Annotated in this window: 18 protein-coding genes and 1 tRNA gene; 16 read left to right on the top strand and 3 right to left on the bottom strand. The window is 49.6% G+C overall.

What is annotated here, in order from left to right:
* Window positions 1-187: 187 nt before the first annotated feature.
* A tRNA-Lys gene (locus D7V92_RS15690) sits at window positions 188-263 on the bottom strand.
* A gap of 494 nt (window positions 264-757) precedes the next feature.
* On the opposite strand from D7V92_RS15690, the gene ettA reads away from it, so the two are divergent.
* The 4 genes from ettA to D7V92_RS15670 all read left to right on the top strand — a co-directional run bounded on the left by ettA (window position 758) and on the right by D7V92_RS15670 (window position 7,019).
* Window positions 758-2,446, top strand: coding sequence for an energy-dependent translational throttle protein EttA (gene ettA / locus D7V92_RS15685; RefSeq protein ID WP_005856590.1), 1,689 nt, complete (start codon window positions 758-760; stop codon window positions 2,444-2,446).
* A 26-nt stretch (window positions 2,447-2,472) separates the two neighbouring features.
* Window positions 2,473-3,126 carry a DUF1080 domain-containing protein gene (locus tag D7V92_RS15680; protein ID WP_005868394.1) on the top strand — a complete coding sequence of 218 codons (654 nt, stop codon included), beginning with the start codon at window positions 2,473-2,475 and terminating at the stop codon, window positions 3,124-3,126.
* A gap of 131 nt (window positions 3,127-3,257) precedes the next feature.
* A complete protein-coding gene (gene glyA / locus D7V92_RS15675; RefSeq protein WP_005856586.1) occupies window positions 3,258-4,538 on the top strand; it encodes a serine hydroxymethyltransferase in 1,281 nt (426 codons plus the stop codon).
* 129 nt (window positions 4,539-4,667) lie between these two features.
* Window positions 4,668-7,019 (top strand): family 20 glycosylhydrolase, encoded by a 2,352-nt coding sequence (locus D7V92_RS15670; RefSeq protein WP_121773256.1) that lies wholly within the window; start codon window positions 4,668-4,670, stop codon window positions 7,017-7,019.
* A gap of 203 nt (window positions 7,020-7,222) precedes the next feature.
* On the opposite strand, the gene D7V92_RS15665 is transcribed toward D7V92_RS15670, so the two are convergent.
* Window positions 7,223-8,758, bottom strand: a complete 1,536-nt coding sequence (locus D7V92_RS15665) for a carbon-nitrogen hydrolase family protein (RefSeq protein ID WP_022192108.1) — start codon at window positions 8,756-8,758, stop codon at window positions 7,223-7,225.
* A gap of 80 nt (window positions 8,759-8,838) precedes the next feature.
* Window positions 8,839-11,328: an alpha-L-arabinofuranosidase C-terminal domain-containing protein gene (locus D7V92_RS15660; protein WP_121773255.1), complete on the bottom strand. Its 2,490-nt coding sequence runs from the start codon at window positions 11,326-11,328 to the stop codon at window positions 8,839-8,841.
* A 179-nt stretch (window positions 11,329-11,507) separates the two neighbouring features.
* On the opposite strand from D7V92_RS15660, the gene D7V92_RS15655 reads away from it, so the two are divergent.
* The 12 genes from D7V92_RS15655 (at window position 11,508) to D7V92_RS15595 (ending at window position 26,246) form a co-directional block, all read left to right on the top strand.
* On the top strand, window positions 11,508-11,873 hold the full coding sequence (locus D7V92_RS15655; RefSeq protein ID WP_005856577.1) for a PleD family two-component system response regulator: 366 nt from the start codon (window positions 11,508-11,510) through the stop codon (window positions 11,871-11,873).
* Window positions 11,873-13,048: a sugar transferase gene (locus D7V92_RS22515; protein WP_121773254.1), complete on the top strand. Its 1,176-nt coding sequence runs from the start codon at window positions 11,873-11,875 to the stop codon at window positions 13,046-13,048. The genes D7V92_RS15655 and D7V92_RS22515 overlap by 1 nt, the downstream gene beginning before the upstream one ends.
* 17 nt (window positions 13,049-13,065) lie before the next feature.
* The gene (locus D7V92_RS15645; protein ID WP_036614226.1) at window positions 13,066-13,845 is read left to right on the top strand and encodes a TolC family protein; all 780 of its coding nucleotides are present in this window, start codon (window positions 13,066-13,068) and stop codon (window positions 13,843-13,845) included.
* Between the two features lie 4 nt (window positions 13,846-13,849).
* The gene (locus D7V92_RS15640; protein WP_121773253.1) at window positions 13,850-16,009 is read left to right on the top strand and encodes a hypothetical protein; all 2,160 of its coding nucleotides are present in this window, start codon (window positions 13,850-13,852) and stop codon (window positions 16,007-16,009) included.
* 8 nt (window positions 16,010-16,017) lie between these two features.
* Complete coding sequence (locus tag D7V92_RS15635) at window positions 16,018-17,502, top strand: O-antigen ligase (protein WP_227805491.1); 1,485 nt, start codon at window positions 16,018-16,020, stop codon at window positions 17,500-17,502.
* Entirely contained in the window at window positions 17,499-18,728 is a 1,230-nt protein-coding gene (locus D7V92_RS15630) for a glycosyltransferase family 2 protein (RefSeq protein WP_036614231.1), read from the top strand. The genes D7V92_RS15635 and D7V92_RS15630 overlap by 4 nt, the downstream gene beginning before the upstream one ends.
* The gene (locus D7V92_RS15625) at window positions 18,712-19,827 is read left to right on the top strand and encodes a glycosyltransferase family 1 protein (protein WP_121773252.1); all 1,116 of its coding nucleotides are present in this window, start codon (window positions 18,712-18,714) and stop codon (window positions 19,825-19,827) included. Before D7V92_RS15630 ends, D7V92_RS15625 begins: the two co-directional genes overlap by 17 nt.
* A 20-nt stretch (window positions 19,828-19,847) precedes the next feature.
* Window positions 19,848-20,780, top strand: coding sequence for a glycosyltransferase (locus D7V92_RS15620; RefSeq protein ID WP_121773251.1), 933 nt, complete (start codon window positions 19,848-19,850; stop codon window positions 20,778-20,780).
* Between the two features lie 12 nt (window positions 20,781-20,792).
* Window positions 20,793-21,917 (top strand): glycosyltransferase family 1 protein, encoded by a 1,125-nt coding sequence (locus D7V92_RS15615; protein ID WP_121773250.1) that lies wholly within the window; start codon window positions 20,793-20,795, stop codon window positions 21,915-21,917.
* A 789-nt stretch (window positions 21,918-22,706) separates the two neighbouring features.
* Entirely contained in the window at window positions 22,707-23,090 is a 384-nt protein-coding gene (locus D7V92_RS15605; protein ID WP_036614254.1) for a hypothetical protein, read from the top strand.
* Window positions 23,083-24,531, top strand: coding sequence for a DnaB-like helicase C-terminal domain-containing protein (locus tag D7V92_RS15600; RefSeq protein WP_121773249.1), 1,449 nt, complete (start codon window positions 23,083-23,085; stop codon window positions 24,529-24,531). Before D7V92_RS15605 ends, D7V92_RS15600 begins: the two co-directional genes overlap by 8 nt.
* A complete protein-coding gene (locus D7V92_RS15595; protein ID WP_121773248.1) occupies window positions 24,525-26,246 on the top strand; it encodes a DNA primase in 1,722 nt (573 codons plus the stop codon). Before D7V92_RS15600 ends, D7V92_RS15595 begins: the two co-directional genes overlap by 7 nt.
* Window positions 26,247-26,351 lie beyond the last annotated feature (105 nt).

Here is a 26,351-nt window from a genome sequence, read left to right as displayed (position 1 = left end):
CGCCATTTTCCGACAATTCGTACCCCTTTTTGAAGAATTTTGTCGGGGGTACGAATAAGGCACTAATTTTTGTCTGTCAGTGACCTTTTCGTGGCGGTCAAGGTTGCCAAAAGACAATAAAAAAAGTCCCACAAAATATTGATTTTGTAGGACTTTTCTTTTTCTTGTCGCCTTTTGGCTTTTCTTTTGGTGATCCGCCTGGGGCTCGAACCCAGGACCCCAACATTAAAAGTGTTGTGCTCTACCAGCTGAGCTAGCGAATCATCCTGTGCGTTACTTTTGTAATGCGAGTGCAAAGATAGGGGGTTTTATTTTATTATACAAATTTCAAGAGGGGTAAATTTTAGTTTTTTCATGGGGAGCAAATGCAAGAAACAAGATATAAGCACTTTACATCACGTATTACAATCATGCATAAACCGGTTACATATCTTCACGAGACGAAGACGAACCACAATCCTAAATCGTTAGGATCACACAACCTAAAGCCACATGATCGCACAGTCCTAACCACAACGCCGCACAACCTCTCCTACCCTCATTTATGATAACGCTAAAGCTCAACTTCCGAGGCATAGCATATCTACCGGCTTCTTGCACAAGAGAATTGAACCGAGTAATCTCCACACGCCAAACTTGGCAATCGGTAGATATCTGATACCTATGATCTTTGTTCATTTGTAAAATAAAAGATATTTACGTAGATTTGTACACCATTATTTTAAGTTAAGGAACCAATTAACACACAAAAAATTATATGGCAGACGATAAGAAGATTATTTTCTCGATGGTAGGCGTGAACAAGATCTTTCCGCCTCAAAAACAGGTTTTAAAGAATATATATCTGTCCTTTTTCTATGGGGCGAAGATCGGAATCATCGGATTGAATGGTTCCGGTAAATCTACGTTGCTGAAGATTATCGCCGGTATCGATAAGGATTATCAGGGAGAGGTGGTCTTCTCCCCCGGGTATTCCGTAGGGTATCTGGAGCAGGACCCTAAGTTGGAGCCGGGCAAGACCGTGAAGGAGATCGTGCAGGAAGGCGTGCAGGAGATCGTGGACACCTTGAAAGAATATGAGGAGGTGAACGAGCGATTCGGCGATCCGGAGGTGCTGGAAGATCCGGATAAGATGGATGCCTTGATCAACCGTCAGGCGGAGTTGCAGGACAAGATCGACGCTACGGACGCATGGAACCTCGACAGCCGTCTGGAACGTGCCATGGACGCTTTGCGTTGTCCGCCGGAGGATCAGGTGGTGGATACGTTGTCCGGAGGCGAGCGTCGTCGGGTGGCCCTTTGCCGATTGCTGCTCCAGCAGCCGGACGTATTGCTGTTGGATGAGCCGACCAACCACTTGGACGCCGAGTCGATCGACTGGCTGGAGCAACATCTGCAACAATATGCCGGTACCGTTATCTGCATCACGCACGACCGTTACTTCCTAGACCACGTGGCCGGATGGATCCTTGAGCTGGATCGTGGCGAGGGTATCCCTTGGAAGGGTAATTACTCCTCTTGGCTAGACCAGAAGACGAAGCGTATGGCTCAAGAAGAGAAGCAAGTCAGCAAACGCCGTAAGACCTTGGAGCGTGAGCTGGAATGGATCAATATGGCGCCGAAGGCCCGTCACGCCAAGGGTAAGGCCCGTCTGAACTCGTACGAGGCCCTCTTGAACGAGGACCAGAAGGAGCGTGAGGCTAAGCTGGAGATCTTCATCCCGAACGGCCCTCGCTTGGGCAATAAGGTGATCGAGGCACAGCATGTGGCGAAGGCGTTCGGCGATAAGCTGCTGTTCGATGATTTGAACTTCATGCTTCCCCCGAACGGTATCGTGGGAGTCATCGGGCCAAACGGTGCCGGTAAGACTACCTTATTTAAGATGATCATGGGCATGGAAAGCATCGACAAGGGGACCTTCGAGGTGGGCGAGACCGTACAAGTAGGTTACGCCGACCAGACCCATAAGGATATAGACCCGAAAAAGACCGTTTACCAAGTCGTATCCGGCGGACAAGAATTCATCCGTATGGGCGGCAAGGAGGTGAACGCAAGGGCTTACCTGTCTAAATTCAATTTCGCAGGAGCGGATCAAGAGAAGCTATGCGGCGTACTCTCCGGAGGAGAGCGTAACCGCCTGCATCTGGCGCTGACGCTGAAAGCGGACGCGAACGTATTGCTGCTCGACGAGCCGACCAACGATATCGACGTGAACACGCTACGTGCCTTGGAGGAGGGGCTGGAGAACTTCGCCGGTTGCGCCGTCGTCGTCTCTCACGACCGTTGGTTCTTGGACCGTATCTGTACCCATATCCTGTCGTTCGAGGGCGATTCCAACGTGGTCTTCTACGAAGGGACCTATTCCGAATACGAGGAATACAAACGTAAGACCTTGGGCGACGCCGAGCCGAAACGGGTACGCTATCGCAAACTAATCGTTGATTAATCATACTATAAATAGAGTTTAATGCCATGAAAAAAAGAATGCTATCTTTGGCTGTATTAGCCGCCTCGCTCTTCTGTTTCTCCAATGGGGCGAACGCACAGAAGACCGAGAAACTGTTCAACGGGAAAGACCTGTCTAACTGGAATTTCGTAGTCGACAAAAACTCCGTCCCCGCCGATCAGGTCTATTCCGTACGCGACGGTAAGATCTTCATCACCGGCCAGCCTTTCGGCTATATGTACACCAAGGAGAAATACAGCGACTATAAATTGCACGTGGAATGGCGTTGGCCGAATGGGGATTCCAACGCGAACAGCGGCATCTTCCTGCATATCGCAGACCTAAAGAACCCCTTCCCGAACGGCATCGAGTGTAATCTGCAAGCCGGGAGGGCCGGATTGTTCGTACTGCTGGGAGGCTCCGACCTTGTCGAGTACCAGCAACGCCCGGGAGAGGAACGTCCCTTCTTCCCTGTCGTAAAGAACGTGAACCCGTCCAGCGAGAAGCCCGCCGGAGAGTGGAACGAGGCGAACATCTTCGTGAAAGACGGCGTCATCACCGTTTACATCAACGGCGTATACCAGAACACCGGAACCAACAAGGTGAAGGAAGGCCATATCGGGCTACAGAGCGAGGGTAAGGAGGTTGAGTTCAGAAACGTAACCCTCACCAAGTGGTAAGCGGAGCCGTTTCCGGCGCATCTGTAATAATTAAACGGAATCTTTTAAATAGTATTAAAATAATATAGTACATTCGCGAGGATTCCTTTTCAATGAGGAACATATCATTGCAATAACCAATTTAAGAGGTAATGAAAAGAGACAACATCATTTTTGACATTATCGAGAAGGAGCACCAACGCCAATTGAAAGGCATTGAGTTGATCGCTTCCGAGAACTTTGTCAGCGACCAGGTCATGCAGGCCATGGGAAGCTGTCTGACCAACAAATACGCCGAGGGATATCCCGGCAAGCGTTATTATGGGGGTTGCGAGGTAGTAGACCAAAGTGAGACGATCGCTATCGAACGGTTGAAAAAGCTATTCAACGCCGAATGGGCCAACGTGCAGCCTCACTCCGGGGCGCAGGCCAACGCAGCCGTATTTTTCGCCGTATTGAATCCGGGCGACACGTTCCTCGGGTTGAACCTGTCGCATGGCGGACACCTGTCCCACGGTTCACCAGTAAATAGCTCCGGCGTTCTCTATCACGCTACCGAATATAATGTAAAGGAAGATACCGGACGGGTGGACTACGACCAGATGGAGGAAGTAGCCCTTCGTGAGAAACCGAAATTGATCGTTGGCGGTGGTTCCGCTTATTCCCGTGACTGGGATTACAAACGTATGCGTGAGATAGCCGACAAGGTAGGCGCCTTATTGATGATCGATATGGCTCACCCGGCAGGCCTGATCGCCGCCGGTTTACTGAACAACCCGCTGGAGTACGCTCACATCGTAACGTCTACGACGCATAAGACCCTGCGGGGTCCTCGTGGCGGTATCATCCTGCTGGGTAAGGATTTCGAGAATCCTTGGGGCAAGAAGACACCGAAAGGCGAGATCAAGAAGATGTCTCAGTTGTTGGACTCCGCCGTATTCCCGGGTATCCAAGGCGGTCCGCTGGAGCATGTGATCGCGGCCAAGGCCGTAGCCTTCGGAGAGGCTTTGGAGCCGGAATACAAGACGTACCAAGCACAGGTGAAAGCGAACGCCGCCGCTATGGCCAAGGCCTTCACGGACAAAGGGTACAAGATCATCTCCGGCGGTACGGACAACCACAGCATGCTGATCGACCTGCGCACGAAGTTCCCCGACCTGACCGGTAAGGTGGCCGAGAAAGCCTTGGTAGCCGCCGACATCACGGTGAACAAGAACATGGTTCCGTTCGACAGCCGCTCGGCCTTCCAGACCTCCGGTATCCGTGTGGGTACGCCCGCTATCACGACCCGTGGCGCTAAAGAGCCGCTTATGGGCGAGATCGTGGAACTGATCGACACCGTATTGGCCGCTCCCGAATGCGATAAGACTATCGGCGCCGTTCGTGAGAAGGTGAACGGTATCATGAAGGAATATCCTATCTTCGCATGGTAAATAGGAAATTGAGAATTGAGAATTGAAAAGGATGCCAAACGGCATCTTATCTTCAACTCTCAATTCTCTTTTTAAACTCTCAAAAACATCTAAACAATATTCAATTTTCAACTTTCAATTTTTAATTCTATGAAAAAGCTCCTTGCTACAATCTGCGCCGGCGCTGTCTTGGGCCTGATGGCCTCGTGTGATGATGCTCCCGGTAAAGCGAAAGCTTACAACCAAGGTATCAACATCATCCCGACACCGGTCAGCCTTACGCAGAACGAGGGAAACTTCAAGCTAAACAAAAACACGAAGATCTACGCTTCCACCCCGGAGGCGAAAACCGTAGCCGAGTTCTTCGCGGCTAAAATGAACACGGCGACAGGCTACCAGATAGCTACCGCCGACAAAGAGACCTCCGACGGTATCTCGTTGGTTATCGACGGCTCTCTGGACGTAAACGACGAGGGATACACGTTAGACGTAGCCGACAGCGGCGTCCGTATCAAGGCCAAGACCCCTCAAGGTCTTTTCTACGGTATGCAATCGTTCTTGCAATTGCTACCCGCCGAGATCGAGAGCCCTTCCGCCGTGAAAGGTATCGCATGGACCGCTCCGGCCGTATCTATCAAGGACGAGCCTCGTTTCGGCTACCGTGGTATCATGCTAGACCCCTGCCGCCATTTCATCCCGGTAGAGAATATCAAGAAGCAGCTGGATGTATTGGCCTTGTTCAAGATCAACCGCATGCATTGGCACCTGACCGACGACCAAGGATGGCGTATCGAGATCAAGAAGTACCCGAAACTGACCGAGATCGGCTCTAAGCGCATCGATGGCGAGGGTACCGAGTACGGAGGCTTCTATACCCAAGAGGAGGTGAAGGATATCGTTAAATACGCGGCGGATCGTTTCATCACGATCGTTCCCGAGATAGAGCTTCCGGGACACGAGATGGCCGCTATCGCCGCCTATCCGGAGCTGTCTTGCGAGGGTAAGCAGGGTACTCCCCGTATCATCTGGGGCGTGGAAGACATCGTATTATGCGCCGGGAAGGAAGAACCCTTCCAGTTCTTCGAGGACGTGATCGCCGAGGTAGCTCCCCTATTCCCGGGCGAGTATTTCCATATCGGAGGCGATGAGTGCCCGAAGACGAGCTGGGAGAAATGCCCGCTTTGTCAGGCCCGTATCCGTAAGGAAGGCTTGAAAGGCGACAAGGAACATACGGCCGAGGAGAAATTGCAGAGCTATTTCGTACAACGCATGGAGAAGGTCGTAAACAAGCACGGCAAGAAGATGATCGGATGGGACGAGATCCTCGAGGGAGGTCTGGCTCCATCGGCCACGGTAATGTCTTGGCGAGGTGAGGAAGGCGGTATCGCCGCCGCTAGCATGAACCACGACGTGATCATGACCCCGGGAAGCGAGGGTATGTATATCGACCAGTTCCAAGGCGACTACAAGATCAACCCGGTATCTATCGGAGGATTCACCACGGCGGAGCGGGTCTATAAATACAACCCCGTCCCCGACACGCTGGCAGCGGCCGGTAAAGGACATTTCATCAAGGGCGTGCAATGCAACGTATGGAGTGAGTACCTTTATAACACGGACATCATGGAGTACCGTATCTATCCTCGTATCCTAGCCCTCTCCGAGATCGCTTGGAGCCCGCTGGACCGGAAGGATTACAAGGACTTCGAACGCCGTCTGGACAACGCTCAGGTTCGCCTAGACGGACACGGTATCAACTACTACATCCCGCAGCCCGAGCAACCGAACGGTTCTTGCAACTTCGTGGCTTTCACGGACAAGGCTACCATGACATTCACCACGAACCGTCCGATGAAGATGGTCTACACGCTGGATGGCACCGAGCCTACCCCGGAATCTACCGTATATACGGCTCCTTTCGACATCACAGAGACTACGACCGTGAAGATCGCTTCCGTGTTGCCTTCCGGCAAGATGGGTAAGCCTCGCACGATCCTCGTGGAGAAACAAACGCTGGCTCCCGCCAAGGAGGTAGCCAAGACGACCCCGGGCCTCGACATGGAGGTATTCGATGGCATGTACCTAAGCGTAAATAATCTGGAGGCTGCTCAGAAGACCGGTAAGAAACAGGTCATCAAGACGACCCGTGAGCTGACCAACCAAGTGCCCGCCCCCGAATCCATGCGAGGCGTGAAGCAATACGCCGCTATCGCTACCGGCTACGTGAATATCCCGGAGGATGGCGTTTATTACATCTCTTCCGATTTAGAGGAGGTATGGATCGACGGCAAGCTGATGGTTAACAACGGTGGCGAGGTAAAACGCTTCTCCCGTCATGACACCTCCGTGGCCTTGGCAAAAGGCTTGCACGAGATCAAGCTGGTATTCCTCGGACACATCATCGGAGGTTGGCCTTCCAACTGGAACGACGGCAGCGTACAACTCCGTAAATCGGATGCCGAGAAATTCACGCCGATCACGGCTGAGATGCTAAGTCATTAAGATCATTTCCGAAGGGGGGAAGCGAGCGATCCTCCCCCCGATATAAACCGCAGGGGCGGGATTCGTCCGCCCTCCCACGCATACACGGCACGGGAGGGCGGACAGATCCCGCCCCTACTGCATTCTTCCGGCGAATATAATTGTGTTTAATAGCGAACACTACTGGGTTCAGCCATGAATACTATTGTGTTCAACCGCAAACACTACTGTTTTTTTACCCTCAACTCATACAAGTCGTGGCGACGGTCCCGAAGGTTACGCACGCTACCATACGTATGCAACTCGTTGAGCAAATCAAGGTCCACGTCCGATACAAGGATCATCTCCGTATTCGGGGTTGCCTCCGCACGCTTGCCATCGGTAGGGAAAGCGAAATCGCAAGGCGTGAACACACCCGACTGGGCGTACTGTATATCCATATTATGTACACGAGGCAGGTTGCCCACGCTGCCCGCTATCACCACGAAGCACTCATTCTCGATCGCCCGGGCTTGAGCACACACACGAACCCGAGAGTAACCGTTCTGCGTATCCGTAAGGAAAGGCACGAAGAGTATCTGCATCCCTTGGTCGGCCATGATACGGGAAAGCTCCGGGAATTCCACGTCATAGCAGATCAGCACGCCGATCCGGGCGCAATCCGTATCAAACGTCTTCACCATCTTCCCGCCCGAGAGTCCCCAGCTCTTCTGCTCGTCCGGGGTGACATGTACCTTCTCGTACATCTCGTAGGAGCCGTCACGACGGATCAGGTATCCCACGTTATATAGCGCCCCGTCCTCCTTCAGCAAAGGCATACTACCGGTGATGATATTGATATTGTAACTGATGGCGAGGTTCACGAATCGCTCACGGATCTCCTCGGTGTACTGGGCCAGCCCACGGATACTCTGCGCCTCCCCCAGATGGTTGAACTTAGCCATCAGCGGAGCGTTGAAATACTCGGGGAAAAGGACGAAGTCGCTCTTGTAATCGGACACGGCGTCGACGAAGAACTCCACCTGCTCGAACACGTCGTCCAATGTCTTATAAGGCCGCATCTGCCATTGTACCAGACCGACACGCACGGTTGTCTTCTTATCCACGTAATCCGTCGTAGGCGGCTGGTAATAGATATTATCCCATTGCAGCAGGGTAGCGCAATGTTTCGACTCCTCGTCGTTCGGCAAATAGTTCATCATCACTTTCCGCACGTGGAAATCGTTGGAGAGCTGGAAGGTGAGCACCGGGTCGTAGATCTGACGTGAGCGCACCTTCTCGATGTATTCCTTCGGACGCATATGATCGGCGTATTTATAATAGTTCGGGATACGTCCGCCGAACATGATCGCCTTCAGGTTCAACTTCTCGCACAGCTCCTTCCGGTACTCGTACATACGGCGGGCCAGCCGGAGGCCCCGGTAGTCCGGATGGATGAACACCTCTATACCATATAATATATTCCCGTTCGGGTTATGCGTGTTGAACGTCTCGTTGCCCGTTACCTTGGCGTAGGTATGATCCCCTTTCACCATGTCATAATCCACGATGATGGAGAGGGCGCATCCTACGATCCGGTCATCCACCAGCGTCACGACCTGTCCCTCGGGAAATATCCGTATCAACGTCTCGATCTGCTTGCGGGTCCAGAAAACATCCTTGTCGGCGTATACCCTCTTGAAAGATTGCGACAACTGCGTATAGTCCTCAAGCTGCAAGCTCCGGAGCTCTACCTTGTTTATCTTATGCATTGGTTCCATAACACATTTTTTTTGTTAAAGTCGCCGCGAAGTTAGGATAAATACAGATAAAGTGTACCGGCCCTCCTGCCCTATCTGACCTACTCCATGTATAATTTCAAGATCGTCACTGAATTAGGCGGGAAATTATAGATAAGCAGGCCGCTCATCGGGAATACGATAGGCTCGGTGACAGGCGTTACGGTCCCCGGGTTCTCAAACGTATTACGAGCCTCCGGCTCCCCTCTCAATTGGATCAGCTCCGCCTCGTTACGGATATTAACTCCCTCGATACGCAAAGAGGTCTTCTCCTCGTGGCGGGTCGTATTCACGACCTTCAAGTAAATCACCCGGTTCTCCTTGTCGAGGGTAGCGACGGATACCAACGACGGGATCGGACGCATATCCACCTCATACAGCAATACGCCGTCCACATAGCAACGGACGCGCTCGTACTCGCACGTCATGCGAACCGTATACCACCGGTTACTCTCAAAAGGGAAGCGCACGGGAGAGACCAAGCTATCCTTCACGCCACCTACCTGATGGTACAGCTCGCTCGTTCCCGCCCCGATCGTAAAGGCGATATAATCCGCCTGCTCGCCCGTCCGCCCGTTGTCGCGGAGGCGAAGCTGTATCTGCCCGCTACCTTTCGTACGCCGGACGGTAGCCGTATATTCATAGGCGTAGCTCGTAGAGTCGCCGAACAATACCTGGTTCCACCGGTTGGCCTCCGGCACCAACGTACCAGCCTCCGGGACCTTCCACCCCCCGCTCATCACGGATATATCCGATACGGGCACGCCGTCGATCCGCACGTCCTTGAACTCATAGCTATTATCAAACATCTCTACGCCCGCCCGGCCCGTACGTACCTGTGGCTTCTCGTAGGTATCCACGATCGTCTTCAGCACCTCATCCCCCCGATGGCGGGTAAACATCTTTAATAAATGGTAGGAAGGAGAGACCACCGCCTGATGGGTGTTGAAAGAGATCAACGGATGGCGCTGGTTCTCGAACCCGGCGTTGCCCAATACCGGGGCATACGCCAAGCGGCGTACCATATCCGGGTTCTCCTCCGCCCCGACCAAGAAACAGGCCTCGGCCACCGCCGCCCGGAGCGTACCGGCCAAGGGCCGCTCCGTCGTCCCGAACTCCCCGATAAACACCGCCGGCGAACGTCGGGAATACCGGTCGCTATTAAACCTGCTGGCGTTCGAGAGGAAGAAATGCTCCCCGGCGTAATAATGGGAATCCACCCACTCGCTACGGCCTCGCTTCGTGAGGGGCGAACTGCTGATAACGGTAATCTCCGGATAGGCCTCCTTGATCGCCTTGCGGAAAAGCTCAAAGCGCCTGAAATACTCCCCGCCATAGTTCTCGCTGCCGATCTCGACATACTTCAAGTTGAAAGGTTCCGGATGCCCGTTCCTCGCACGCAGGGCGCCCGGCAGGGAATCCGCCGGGGCGTTCGCGTAGGCGATAGCGTCCAAGGCATCTCCCGTGAGCTTATCCATCGCCGTGATATCCTCGTAGCGGGGCCGACGGCTTTGGCTCGTGATCCCGCTATTAATAACGTAGATAGGCTCCGCCCCCATATCCTCGCACATTTGCAAGTACTCGTGGTAGCCCATGCCGTTCGTCGTACCATAGGCCCATACGTTCCAGAAATGCTTACGCTCCGAGATATCGCCCAGCGTCTCCCTCCAGATAGGGTACGTACCCGCCGTATACCCCTCCACGAAACTGCCTCCGGGGAAACGGATAAAACGAGGGGCCAAGGAATCGACCAGCGCCGCCAAGTCCGGTCTCAGCCCGTTCTTCCGTCCCTTCCACGTATCCTCCGGGAAGAGGGATACCACATCCAGCCAAAACACGGCGGAGGTATCGGCCGTGATCGTCAAGACCGCGTTCGGCGCATCCTCCGTAGCCGTAAACGTATGCCTGTATCGTTTCCACTCGTATAGCGGCGCTACCTGAAACACATCGCTCAAGACCGTATTAGCCATCGAGTCCTCCAAGGCCACCCGGATGGTACGGGGCACCATATTCGCCCCCTTGGCGAAAAACGATAGATCGTATCGTTCCCCTTTCCGGATCGGTATCCCCCGGTATCCCTCGGCTATCACGCCTCCGCGCCCCGACTCCCCGGAAGTCGATACGGCCACGAGCAACGACCGCCGGTTCTTATCATTCACCAGCTCCTTCATATCCGGGTATATCTGTGTATTAGGGACGATCCGCCTCCATCCCGGTACGGAATCTCCCCGCATGAAAGGGATCGTCCATCCATTCGGGGTAATCAAGACGTTCCGGGCGGCGTCGTAAGGGCAGTTCAAGGGTGGCACGCCATCCTCGAAGCTCCGGTTCTGGATCAGCTCGGCGTACAGCCCCCCATCGATCCCGTGGTTGATCTCCTCAATGGTCAAACCATACAGATCCGGGTTCACGGGAACCGTCAGGCCATCCGCCTCCACGGTTATCGTAGAGATCACCGGCATCTCCGGCTGGCAAGAGGACAAGCCCATCCCGACAATAGCGCCAACCAATAAATGAATAACATCAAAATCTATATATTTCCTCCAACGCATCTTCGAATACTCATCTCATTTATGTGCGTACAAACTTAATCAAAAAATCGCAGTTTCCCCTATTTTCAAAGTCCGAACTGTTTTTTCAAAAAAACAATTGAAAAACATAGATTTTTTCAATTTAATATCCTAAATTTGCATAATAGATAAAACAAAAGACGACAATATTATACGACTCTATGGAGAAATCTGTTCTTTTAGTGGATGACAAGCAAGAAATCGCAAAGATAATCATGCTTTATTTATCAAGTACTTACAAGGTATCCTATAAAGAAAATCCTTTGAAAGCGATCGCTTGGCTTCAAGAAGGCAATTTACCGGATTTGATCATCTCTGACTTGAATATGCCAGAAATGTCCGGAGAGGAATTCTTGGTTTATTTAAAAGCGAACGATATGTTCAGCCATATACCGGTCTTGATCCTATCGAGCGTAGAGAGCAGCTCAAATAGAATACGTTTGTTTGAGGAAGGGGCGGAAGACTTTATCTTGAAGCCTTTCAATCCAGAGGAATTAAGGGTAAGGGTAAAACGAATATTAAGATAATGAATTATGTCTTTTTCGGTAATAACGTGCCGTTGGCCGAACGTTTACGTAAGGCATTAGGCACCGGGGTCATAGAATGTATAACGCTTCTGCAGATGAAAAACACGCTTCTTCCTGCCGAGGAAATGGATTATTGTGTATTCATCGAGAAAACAGATCCTACGTTAAACATTCCTGCGATCATGCATTTGCATAAGACGTTTCAAAATATCTATATCGTATTAATCGCCCCGGAAATGACCCGGGAGGAGAAAATATCCTATTTGCAAGCCGGAACGGACTGTGTCATCTCCGAGTCTACCTCTAAGGAAGATTTAGTGAAGCTACTGGGTATCGCCGAGAAATGCAAGAGAATGGAAAAAGCGCGTAAGCCTCAAATAAAAGAGCCTGATCTCGCCATTTTCAAGCTGCCTTTATGGAAAAGGGTCTTCGACATCATTTTCTCATCCATGGCGCTCCTCTGCCTCTCCCCTATCTTTATCATCACGGTGATTTGGATCAAGCTGGAGGACAAAGGCCCCGCTTTCTACAAGTCGAAACGAGTAGGCAGCAACTATAAGGTTTTCGATTTTTATAAGTTCCGCTCTATGTATATGGACGCGGACAAGCGCTTGGCTGAATATAAGAAACTTAATCAGTATATGGAATCTATTGATGAAGAGGCCACGGCCTCTTCATCAACTTCTGTGAATTCACAGAATGCGACCTCTTTTTTTAAAGAGAATAAACAAAATATCATTTTATATTCTGATAATGATGCTACTCCCGAAAACGACTATCTAAAAATAAAGCGTCACGAACGTTCCAACGCTTTCATCAAATTAGAGAATGATCCCCGTATAACAAAGATCGGCCATATTATCCGGAAATATAGCATTGACGAACTCCCCCAGCTATTCAATATATTAAATGGAGACATGTCAATAGTTGGTAATCGTCCTCTTCCCGTATACGAGGCGGAATTATTGACCAGCGATGAATACATACAACGCTTCATGGCTCCTGCCGGCCTTACAGGTCTTTGGCAAGTCGAGAAACGGGGAAACTCAGGCAGCATGTCTGCGGAGGAACGTAAACAATTAGATATTAAATACGCTCATACATTTTCTTTCTGGCTAGACATGAAGATCATCATTAAGACCTTTACGGCGTTCGTACAGAAAGAGGACGTATAATGACAAAAAATTATTGAATGAAGAAGTTATTTATTTTTTTATTTATAACAACAAACTCAATCTTTATTCTAGCTCAAAAGAAAAATACATATTTCGATAAAGCTACGACGATAGAGGTAACTTCGGGATCGGATTCTATACAAGCAATGTTAGACGATTACGAACGAATACAATTACCCCCTCTATCCGTATTCCTTGAATCCGTATATGATCACCCTTCCGTAAAAATTTATGAGGCCAAAAGAGACGAGGCTAATGCCGACATGAAGGTTACAAGAAGAGAGTGGCTGAATTATTTCAGGACATACGGTCAATACCAATATGGTAGAATTATACAATTATCTACCAGGGAAACCATTGAAGATCCTTCGTTTCTTACCAGTCTAGGTAGTAATCAACAGACCTATAGTGTTGGTATTTCCGTATCTATCCCATTCGGAGACTTGTTCAGTCGAGGCCAAAAAGTACGGATGAAGAAAGCTCGTTTCCGTCAATTGGATTATGAATATGAAATGTCTATTGAAGAACGGAAACTGAAAATACTGGAAGCTTATAATAAAGTACTGCAAGCTTTGGCTACCTTAAAGGCCAAATCGGATGCCGCAGCCTTATATAATGCCCAGATGAAAATATCCGAGCAAGATTTCATCAATGGGAAAATAGACATTATATCCCTATCCTTGGAACGAAGCAGACGGTCGAGCGCAAATATAACCTACCAAGACGGACGAGTGACATTACACAATGCCGTGACATTACTAGAGATGCTAACAAATGTAAAGATCATAAATCAATGAAATAATGGATATTACCTTATATATATCACGTTTTTTATATAGAATCCGGTATCAATTGATATTTGGGACATTCATTATTACGGCATTGGTAATCTACTTCACCCAGTTTTTAGGTAAGACTTACACGGTTACCACCAGTATTTATACAGGCATTACCTCCCAGACAGGTTTAAGCGATGACGCCAGACAAGATTGGCAATCGATCAATAACACATTCAGTAACATCGTAAACTTAACTCAATCCAAGGGTAGCCAAGAAAAAGTATCCTTTAAATTACTCGCCCTGAATCTGATTCATGGAAATTCCCTAGAGGATAACTCATACATCACGGCTAAAAATTACATGGCTCTATTAGCCATGGTTCCCAAGGAGATTCTAGATATTGTCGATAAAGAGTCTTTAGACAAAACAGTAGAGAATTTCACCCAATACCAAAATGAGAATTCTAGAGGATTCTTCTATGAGTTGTTAAACGGTTTCAACCCCTTCTATAGCCATGACGCATTATCTAAAGTATTGATCAAACGACTAGGCAATAGTGACCTGATCGAGATATCCTATAAATCATCCGATCCCGGAATAGCGTTAAATACGGTCAAGCTGACCAGCGAGGAACTACGTAACTCCTATAACATATTACGTTATAAAACAGTGAACGATATCGTAAAATACTATGAGGATGAATTAAAGAAATTACGCGCTCAGCTAACGGGATTAGAAGATAATCTCACCGAATATAATATAGCCAACAGCGTTATCAACTATACGGACCAAACCAAGGCCATAGCTAGCTCATACGCAGATTTCGAGAACCGCTATGAGACCAACATGCGAGACCTTGAGAGTTCCGCTAAGATACTGAAGGAACTGGATAAATACATGGACACCCGCACAAAGCTAGTGACCGTGAATGATGAATTCATCAAGACGCTGGATCAAATCTCTACCATTAACGGAAAGATCACGGAAATAGAGATTTTCACTACGGAAGACAAGCAGGTAAATGATGAACAATTACTAGAATATCGGGAAGAGCTGAAGAAAGCCGAGAAAAAGATTGAATTACTAACCAACCAGATCAACAGCTACAAGGAAAGCAAGGAAGGTATATCGATCAATGGTCTCGTGGATGAATGGCTAAGGCAAACCCTTATCCATACCAAGGCGGAAGCCAATCTAAAAGTAATGAACCAGAGAGAGGAAAAATTCAAGGAACAATACAAGATATACTCTCCTGTAGGTACCCAGATAAAACGGAAAGAACGTGAGATAAACATCGTGGAGCAATCCTACCTGCAAGTATTACACGCATTGAATATGGCCAAGATGAAACAGAAAGACTTGCAACTGACAAGCGCTAATCTGACCACGATCTCCGAGCCGGTATTTCCTTTCCTCAGTGATAAAAGCAAACGAATGCTGATCGTCATAGCGGCATTTTTAGCCAGCATAATTTTCATTATAGGCTTCAACCTAGCGGTAGAACTTCTCGACCGTACGCTTCGGGATGCGGAACGTACCCGCCGCCTCACCAAGCTGCCGGTATTAGGCGCGTTTAATGGAAACGCCCAGTTACGATACAGGGGATTTATCAAGATATGCAACCGTATCTCCGCCTCCTTTGTGTGCAACCGGCTGAGCCAATACCTGAGAAAGGACAAGACCTTAGTCATAAGCCTGCTTAGCATAGAGCAAAAGGAGGGCAAGAGCTTTATCGCCAAATACATGGTAAGGCATTGGGAAGAACAAGGATTACGTGTTCAATACCTTGTGGCAGGAACTGATTTCCCATTAAGCCCAACTTACTTGATGGTCAAGAGTCCGGAGGTTTTCTGGGAACAAAAAGAGAGACCTGATATACTACTTTTAGAATACCCGGCCGTACAGAAAGAAAGTTTACCGGCCAATTTGTTAAGTGAAGCCGATGTAAATATTCTGATAGCGAACGCTCGACGGGTATGGAAATATAGTGATGACGAATACGTGAAACATCTGCGTGAAATGGCACGGCATTCATTATTATACATCTACTTGAACAACGCGTCTCGTGAGGCCGTAGAAGATTTCACAGGGCAATTACCACCTATAAGTTCCATGAAAACCATCTCTAACCAAATGATGTATATGGGACTTACAGCGAGAGATGCCGCCGTGAAAAAATAAGATATCGCATGATGAAGGCATATAATGACATACAGACAAGCAGGTTGTCCGCCCCCAATTTATTCTATTTACTCTTGTTTATAGGACTAGGGGGTATTTGCGGCTCATTGATGGGAGGCAACCTCATTATCAGTGGGGTTATAGCGATCTTGCCATTCGCCTTCATCCTAGGTGTTTATATATTGCGCATGCCCGTAACGCTCCTATACGTCATATTCATCATCAATTATTTCATTATGGGGATTACCCGCTATCTTCCCCTAGAAGGTATCAGCGTCCTTATGGATCTTCTTTATGCGCTTTCCTTGTTAATGATATGCCTCCACGGGATATTGTTTCATAACATCGAATGGAAAAGAGCGATCAATACATTAACAATCACCTCTTTCATCTGGGCGATATATTGTGTGGCCCAATTAGCCAACCCAACCGGGGTACTCGAAGGTTGGATACTATCTAGGGGACTTATCATCAATGGTCTCATTATCTCTGTCATCGCCGCTTTATTATGTACACGATATAAAACCTTAAAGACGTTATTGTTTCTATTGTCTGTTCTCACCCTTCTGGCGTTCGGGAAAGCCCTCATTCAAAAATACAGGGGATTCGACTCATACGAGCTTGAATGGCTAAAGGGAAATACCACCCACATTATTCATTCCGGCATACGCTATTTCTCATTTTTTACGGATGCGAGCAACCTAGGATCCAATATGGGGGCCACAATCCTTATCTTTGGGATATCGGCTCTGCATTTGAGGAATAGAGCGTTGAGCACCTATTACATAATAGTTGCCTTTATAGCTACCTATACGCTATTTCTCACGGGTACCCGAGGGGCCATAATCGTGCCTTTGGCAGGTCTGGCACTCTATACCATCATCAGCAAGCAGGCAAAGACCATGGTTGCCGGAGGATTGATGCTTATCAGCGTATACATATTTTTCGCATTTACGATGATCGGGCAAAATAATTCCATGATCCGGCGTATGCGTACCGCCTTTAGCCCCTCTAAGGATGCCTCGCTCAACGTCCGTAAAGAAAACCAGAGAAAGCTGGGCGAATACTTGAAATACAGGCCTTTCGGAGAAGGTCTTGGCCTGTCAGGAGATGGATTGGGTGTAAAAGTGTCCAAGCGGTTCACCACCTCCATCCCTACCGACTCATGGTACGTAAAGATATGGGTAGAAACCGGAGTCATAGGCTTAGTGCTCTATATGGGAATGATCCTGATCACGATTGGACGTGGAGCATGGATCCTGATGTTCAGGATACGGGACCCTGAGCTAAAAGGCCTGCTGACAGGATTGCTATGCGGTATATTCGGCATGTTTGTCAGTGCCTATGGTAATTCATTTTGGGGGCAATTTCCCACCATGATTATATCTTTTATGGGTATGACATTCGTGCTGAACGGAGAACATTTTGATAAAGAAATACATCAGGATAAACAGATTTCAATAAACACAAGCGACAAACAAACAGAAAAATGATAGAACAGATTATTAACATAGGGAATGATTGGTTGGAAAAGCAAGAATATATTTTCCAGATGACAGATGCCATCTTGTATTTACTTTTCTTAATTGCGGTCTTATATTTGTTCATATTCGCACTCTACTCGGTGCGAAAACCTCTTTACAGCTACCCTACAGCCAGTAGGAAATACCGTTTTGCCGTACTATATCCCGCATATATGGAAGATGAAGTCATTATAGATTCAGTCCAGAACTTCCAGAAGCAAGATTATCCAAGAGAGCTATACGATATAATAGTAGTCTCGAACCTCATGACCGAAGAAACGAACAAAACCTTACGGGAGATGTCCGTAAAGGTCATTGAAATAGAGATGAAGAAAAGCACCAAGATACAAGCCTTACAAAAAGCCACCGAATATATAGAGGGCAATTCTTTGGTCTACGACAATATAATCATATTAGATGCGGACAATGTGGTGGAAAACGATTATATCAATAAGATAAACGACGCATTTTATGCCGGTTGCTCTGTCATACAGACACATCGGGTCGCAAAAAACAGAGACACAAACACAGCCGTACTCGATGCCGTAAGCGAGGAGATCAACAATTCCATTTTCCGCAAAGGCCATACACGACTAGGCTTCTCATCCGCCTTGAGCGGATCAGGCATGGCATTCGAATATGACATATTCAAGGAGCTTATCCAAGGTATCGACGATACCGGTGAGGATAAATACATGGAACGTAAATTACTCTTACGAAACATATATATCGAATACCTGCAAGACGTTTATACGTACGATGAGAAAGTAAGGAAGAACAAGGACTTTTACAACCAACGCCGCCGTTGGCTGGCGACCCAGACCAACAACCTGTTCATGGGACTCTCGCAGCTTCCTTCTGCCCTATTCAAGGGATATTGGGATTATTGTGACAAATTATTCCAATGGATGATGCCTCCCCGGGTCCTCCTACTAGGTTTCATCACGTTATTCGCTTGCTTCCTCACGATGATAGATCTCACCTTATCGATAAAGTGGTGGGGGCTATTGATCCTTTTAGGTATTACTTTCAGTTTGGCCGTACCGGATTACCTAGTGGATAAGCGTTTCAAGAAAGCGATCGCCAGTCTACCGATACTTTTTCTTTTGATGTTCTTTAATCTTTTCAGGCTGAAGGGAGGTTCCAAAAGATTCATTCACACGAAACACTCTAATAAAAATGAGAATAGCGATTGAAGCCCAACGTATCTTCCGAAAGAACAAGCACGGAATGGACTTCGTAGCACTGGAATGTATCCGGGAGCTACAGAAGATGGATACGAACAATGAATATTACATATTTGTCAGTCCGGGAGAAGACCATTGCTTGAAAGAGTCTGCCAACATGCGTATCATAGAGGTAAAATGCCCGACCTATCCCCTATGGGAACAAGTGGCCTTACCCCGTGCCTTAACCAAGGTAAAGCCAGACCTGTTGCATTGTACCAGCAATACGGCTCCCATCCATTGCCCCGTGCCATTGATACTGACCTTGCATGATATCATATTTCTGGAACCCCGCCAAAGCGGGAATAAGTCATGGTATCAGAATATGGGTTGGTATTACCGCCGCATGGTTGTTCCCCGCATATTGCCGCTTTGTAAGAAAGTCATTACGGTATCCCGTTTTGAGCGAGACCGTATCCGGAAAGCATTATGTTTGCCCGATGATCAAGTCATGGCCATTTATAACGGCTATAGCCAGCATTTCTGCCCGATATCCGCTCCCCTATGGCCTATCACCCGGAAATACATACAAACAGACAATTACCTCTTCTTCCTGGGTAATACTGACCCCAAGAAAAACGTACCCCGTACATTAAAGGCATACAGTATATATCTACGTAGATCCCACATAAAACGCCCCCTCCTAATAGCCGACCTTTCGGAAGAAAGGCTGGACGAGACACTAAAGGAGCAAGCGATCGAAGAGATCAAGCCCTATCTCTCCTATCCCGGCTACATACCCAATACAGATCTGGCCTATTTGTACAATGGCGCTTTCGCCTTCCTGTACACCTCGCTTAGGGAAAGCTTTGGCATACCGATGCTAGAGGCCATGGCTTGTGGTACGCCGGTAATAGCCGGCAACACGTCCGCGATGCCCGAGATCGCCGGGGATAGCGGAATACTCGTAGACCCTCTTGAGGAAGAGGAAATCGCCAATGCCCTGCTCCGGCTGGAAGAGGAAGCGAATTACTACAACCGGCAAGTAGCCTCCGGGCTGGAGAGAGTGAAGGAATTCTCATGGGAAAAGACTGCGAAGGCCTTATTACAGCTTTATGAAACTTTTTAAATACATACATTGAACACGCCATGTCAAACCCAAAAGTAAGTATCGTCATACCCGTTTATAATACAGAGGTATTCGTGGAGGAAGCCGTGCGTTCCATCATGGATCAAACCTTGCGGGACACGGAGATCATCATCATCAATGACGGATCTACCGATACCAGCCTTGATATCATTCAAAAACTATCGGAAGAAGATACACGGATCCAAATATACTCGCAAGAGAACCAAGGCCTATCGGCCACCCGGAACCGGGGGATTGCGCTCGCTTCCGGACGCTATATCTATTTTATGGACAGCGATGACTATCTTGAGCCGAAGGCCTTGGAGACCTGTCTCGATAAATGCGAGAAGAACAACCTTGATTTTGTTTTCTTCGACGCAGATATCCTAAATAAGGAACATGACTTCTCGATTAACCTAACGTACGACCGTGACGACTATACGGACGAGAATGAGCTGTACAACGGCATCGACCTATTAAATATCCTATTGGATAACAAATGCTATACCCCTTCCGCCTGCCTTAACTTCATAAACTTGAACCATTTGAGGCAGACAAAGAACCTGTTCCTCCCGGGAATCATCCATGAGGATCAATTATTCACCTGCATATTGTACTTGGAGGCAAGACGCATAATGCGTATAAACGACCGCTTTTTCAAGAGGAGGCTCAGGGAAGACTCAATCATGACCCGGCGATTCTCCCGGAGAAACATGGATTGCTATTTTATCGTTAGCGATCATCTCCTAGCTTACGCCAACGATCATCCGATAACAAAGGCGACCATAGATAAATACCTTTTCCAGATGCTCGACGCAGCGGCCTGGCTATCCTATCGCCTCCCCTTGAAAGACCGGTTGTACGTGGCTAGCCAATACATCCGCAAATACAGGGAATATGTCTCGACAAAGAATTTACTAATATTGCTTTTCAAACGTCTCATCAAAGCTTAATAAAAAACGAGCATGAATATCCTATTCCTTGTCTTCCATGGTTTCAATCCAGCGAACGGCATCAGCAAGAAAATATCTTATCAGATAGACGCACTGAGAGAGCTGGGGCATGAGGTACATTTGTGCCACTTCTCGTCAGACGAGAATGGCTACAAGACACGTTGGGTGGATGATATGCCTATACGTAAATATGGGAACGGACTAAAGGGAAAGATATTAAAACGTATCGAGTTCGACTCCATCGCCCAATACGCTATACAGAATAGGATAGAGTTTGTTTACATGCGATCGGATCATAACGCCAACCCGTTCACCATCCGCATGGCACGGAAAATGAAGGAAGCGAATATCCGGATCGTCATGGAGATACCGACCTATCCATACGATCACGAGGATAACATACCCCTCAAGAACATGGAATTGCTAATCGATAAATGTTTTCGCCGGCAACTAGCCAAGCAGTTACACCGTATCGTTACTTTTACCGAATACGAGCAAATATTCGGAATAGATACGATACGGATATCAAATGGGATAGATTTCTCCCGTATCAAACTGAAACAGCACCGGAATGATACGATCCACGAGCTTCATCTGATCGGTGTAGCGGAGATCCATCTATATCATGGATTCGACCGCCTGATACTCGGATTGCTAAATTATTACGCGAACGATCCGGAATACAAGGTCTATTTTCATTTGGTCGGAGACTTTTTCGGGCAACAGGAAGAGAACTCCATCCTCCCTCTTTTACGGCACGACACCCGGTTAAGCCAATACGTTATCCTCCATGGAGCCAAGCATGGAGAAGAGCTGGATGCCCTGTTTGAGAACGCAGACATGGGAATTGGCAGCCTCGCCCGCCACCGAAGTAAAATCACCCGTATCAAGACACTAAAAAACAGGGAATACGCCGCACGGGGACTCCCCTTCATCTACTCCGAGATCGATAATGACTTTGAGGACAAGCCTTATATCCTCAAGGTAAGTGCAGACGAGACTCCCATCGATATCCCCCGGATCATTTCCTTCTATAAGCAACAAAAATATAGCCCAGAAGAGATCCGGCATTCAATTCAAGATTTATCTTGGAAAACACAAATGGAAAGGGTATTGAAAGCGATCGATCTTTTATAGGCAAATATTACATTGCCCAGAAAATACCTTATACTGCCAGCCTTTTCTCAGGTAATAATTTACTTATCGAAGATTACAAATGGAAAGACCTTATCAGCGCATATTCAGGTCTTTTCAACACGAGCATGTTCGTAGGACAATTTTGGTTCTTAAAGATAGCAATTTTTCCATGATATTATTATACTTCTTTATTCCTAGCCTCATAATCGTGACTTACTATCTATTATTCTATTATCTGAATAAATTCCACCCAACCTTATTGGCAATTCTAACAGGGGGGAATATAAAAAAAATTCATAGAAAATAATATACATGAACATTCAGTACACAATACACTATCCCTTCCGGAATTTAGTAATTTATTCAAACTATAAAGAACAAATAAGCATATTTATAAACATATATTTAAAGCATAAAATACTTTGTATTTATTAAATATTATACCGATCTTTGTGGAATGAATTTACTATTTATTTAACCATCACGATCTACATAAAAAGAGTGGAACATTCATTCCGTTACGATTTACGTCCATTGTGAAAAAGCTATCTGAACATCATGGAATTTTGTTTAAAAAAAGAATGGCGGCGTAGCGTCGCCTCTTCTCTTTTCTTATCTTTACTAATATACTTATATATAGTCGTGCGAAACGCAGTGCGAAAAAAGATAACCATTTTTATCCAATACGCTACAAATCAAACGGTTGGTCATGCGAAACGTAGTGCGAAATGCGGTGCGAAAATAGAAAAGGAACCAGACAACGCCCCTTGGGTATAATCCTATCGACCTATGTCTAAACTATTTAGCCCTGACGATTTGCGTCGGAATGGCTACACCCGATACCCCAGACAGTTCCTGAGTATCCTTATCAAGGATTATTGCAAGGACAAGAAATCCTCGGTGAAGACCGGTATCATGCTCTACCTGTACAGCAAGGCCAGCTATAGCGGGTACTCGTATATGTGGAATGGAGAGCAGTATGCCATCAAGGAGGGACAATGCATCGTAAAGATACCCGAGATGGCAGCCTTCTTGAACTGCTCGGTCTACGCCTTGCGCAAGAACCTGAACGACTTGGCGGAAAAGAAAGTGATCACCAAGAAGAAATTCACCTGCGGACTTGCCGTGGAGATCATCAATTATACAAACTTATTTATCGATCGACATGAATAACACCTCATTCAAACAAATCCCCGCCAGCCTCACGCTGCCACAAGAGCGGAAAGCGGAGAAAGCCCTGCTTTTCGGGCTGCTGGCCTCACGCAAGAGCCTTCCCGAGATCGCCTTCAGGATAAGGCCCGAGATGTTCACCCACCCGGATATCACCTTGGCGATAGAGGCCTACCTCAACCTTCACGAGAAGGGGGAAGGAACGGATATACTCTCGGTGGAGAAAGAGATACGGAGGCTCTCGCCAGAGAGGGCCGGGCAGTTGCCCGACCTCTTCGAGCTGGCCCGGCAAGACGGCTACATGGAGATAGGCGGAGAGTTCGTACGGCAGCATTGCCAGTACATAAGGGAAGCTTTCGTGGCAAGGCAGCTCATCCTGAGGTGCCACGAGCTGGCACATAAGGCGTCGGCCGACGACCGGGATACGCAAAAGCTGATATCGGAGCTGGGAACGGTGGCCGACGAGCTGGGCGAGCAGCTCTCCCTCACCCACGAGATACCGGACATGCCTACCGCCACCGCCGAGGCCATGGCACGGGTACGGGAGATACGCGAGCGGGTAGCCCGGGGCGGTACGGCGGGTATCCATACCGGGCTGGGAGGACTGGACAGGCTTATGGGAGGGTTGCGGACAGGCTCGCTCCACGTGTTCGCCGCCCGCCCGGGCATGGGAAAGACGGCTTTCGCTCTTTTCATGGCGGTGAACGCCGCTAAGCAAGGGGTACCGGTTTGCGTCTACAGTCTGGAGATGTCGAGGGAACAGCTGATCTTCAGGATGCTGGGCCAGATAGCCAACGTGGAGCCTTCGAAGATCGACAAGGGAACCGCCACCGAGGAGGAGATGAGGGCCTTGGAGGAGGCGAGCCTCCTCTTGAAAGAATTGCCGATATGTATCAACCAACGCTCGGACATCCAAATAGACGAGATACGCTGCGATATCTCCCTCAGAAGGCGACAAGGGAAGTGTTCCCTCGCCATCATCGATTACTTGCAGCTGGTAAACCGGGACGACAAGGGGCAAACCCCGAACGAGGCCATCTCGAACATCACCCGCAAAGCCAAGATTACGGCGATGGACGAGGAGATACCGATCGTGCTGCTTTGCCAGCTGAACCGCAACTGCGAGACGAGGGGGACGTACTCCTTCAAGCATCAGCTATCCGACCTCCGGGACTCCGGCTCTATCGAGCAGGACGCCGATACGGTGGCCTTCATCAGCCGCCTCTCCGTGGTGAACATACACGAGGACCCGGATACGCACCTGCCTACCCGGGGGAGGGGCACGATCCTGCTGGCCAAGAACCGCCAAGGCGAGCTGGGGCACGTGCGCTTCATGCACAACGAGGGCGTGACCTCCTTCTGGGACGATACCCAGCCGGCGTGTGTCCGCAAGGCCCGGGCGGCGGAGCCTAAACCGAAGGGAAAGGGCCTCTTCGAATGCTGACGGACGATACGCTGCGCAAGGTGCGGGAGACGGCCCGCATCGACGAGGTAGCCTCCGACTACCTCACGCTACATCGCTCGGGGAAGGACTTCGTGGCGCTGTGCCCGTTCCACGACGAGCGACATCCCTCCTTCCGCGTCTCCCCGGCGAGGAACATCGGGAAGTGCTTCAGTTGCGGCGAGGCGGCGGACCCGATACGGCTCGTGTGCCACATGGAGGGATGCGGCTTCGAGGAGGCAGTACGCCTACTGGCACGCAAATACAATATCGAGGTGGAAGAGACCGCCGCCGCTGGTCGTGAGCGGCGGCGGGACGAGCGGGAAGCGTTGTTGCTGGCGAACGCCTCGTTCGCCGGCGGCTTGCTGCCGGGCGACCTCGCGGGGACGGCACGTACGGAGGCGGATCGCCAAGGGCTGGAAGAGACCTACCGCAGCTTCGGCGTGGGACTTTGCCCGCCCGACGTCCCCCAAGCGTTCCGCCCCTTCCTAGGCCGGCTCGTCTTCCCGATACACACCACCGGGGGACAGGTGTCCGGGTTCGCCGGACGGAGCCTTACCCCGTCGGAGAAGGGGCGGAAATACGTCAACTCCCCCGACAGTCCCGCCTACCACAAGGGGCATATCCTCTACGGCCTGCACAAGGCGGTGAAGGCCGTTCGCTCCGAGGGGCGCATCCTGCTTTGCGAGGGATACAAGGACGTGCTCGCCTTCCACGCCTCCGGCATACGGTACGCCGTGGGGCTATGCGGCACGGCGCTCACCGAGGAGCATATCCGGGCGATACGGAGGCTGGCCGGGCAGGTGACGCTCTCTCTCGATCCCGATCCGGCGGGACGGCAGAACACGGTCCGGTGCGCCCATATGCTCCTGTCCGAGGGATGCGCCGTCAGCCTGCTTCCCCTGCCCGACGGCATGGACCCGGACGAGGTGTACCGCCGGAAAGGGAGCGACGAGCTGGCACGCCTAGCACGGGAGGGTACCCTCGATTACCTCTCCTACCGCATCCGCCAAGCGGCTTCCCGCCCTCGCACGGACACCACCGCCATCAACGGGGCGTTGGGCGAGATCGGCCTCCTCTCCTCCCCGCTGGCCGTGTACCGGAGGCTTGGGGAGCTATCCGGGGCGACGGGTATACCGATGGAGGTATTACGGCAGGAAATGTCTGTCGCCACAGACCCGAAAAGCGTAGCGGCAGCGGCACTGAGGAAGAAAGTCGCAGGCCTCACGCACGCCCTGCCACGAGAAAGGGCGTTACTGCGTTTTTGCCTCACGCACCATGACCGGATGTTCTACGCCCCCGACGGAAGCGAGATTTCCCTGCCCGCATGGGTCTCTGGCGAACTGGCGGACAACGAGCTTCCCCTAGAGGACCCGGAACACGCCCGCTTGCTCCACCTCCTGTCCGAGGGCAAGCACCCGGACGGGATAGCGGACGAGCGGCTCTCCGCCCTTGTCCTCTCCCTCCGGGCCTCCACGCCGCAAGATACCGGGCCGGTACCGGACGAACGGCTTCCCGGCGAGACCCGCTTCCAAGTGCTCCTCTACGGCGAGTCCTTCGCACGCCGGAAGCTAGCCCGGGCCTTGGAGTCCGTCCGCACGGCGGCGACACCCGAAGAACGCCTGCTCCTACAAGCCACGCTCGAGAATCACTTCGCCCTAAGCGACCGTATCGCCCGGGAATTGCAAAGCCAAAGTATCCAGCCGGAGGGAATATAGGGGGGAGACAAAAAAAACACTACCGTGTTTGGCGCCGAACACTATTGCGTTGGGAAGCCAACACAGTAGTATCCGAAGCCAAACACAGTAGTGTTCGGACCGGAA

This window comes from Parabacteroides sp. CH2-D42-20 (assembly GCF_003670185.1).
GTDB lineage: Bacteria > Bacteroidota > Bacteroidia > Bacteroidales > Tannerellaceae > Parabacteroides > Parabacteroides distasonis.
This window is presented reverse-complemented; position numbering and strand designations above follow the sequence as displayed.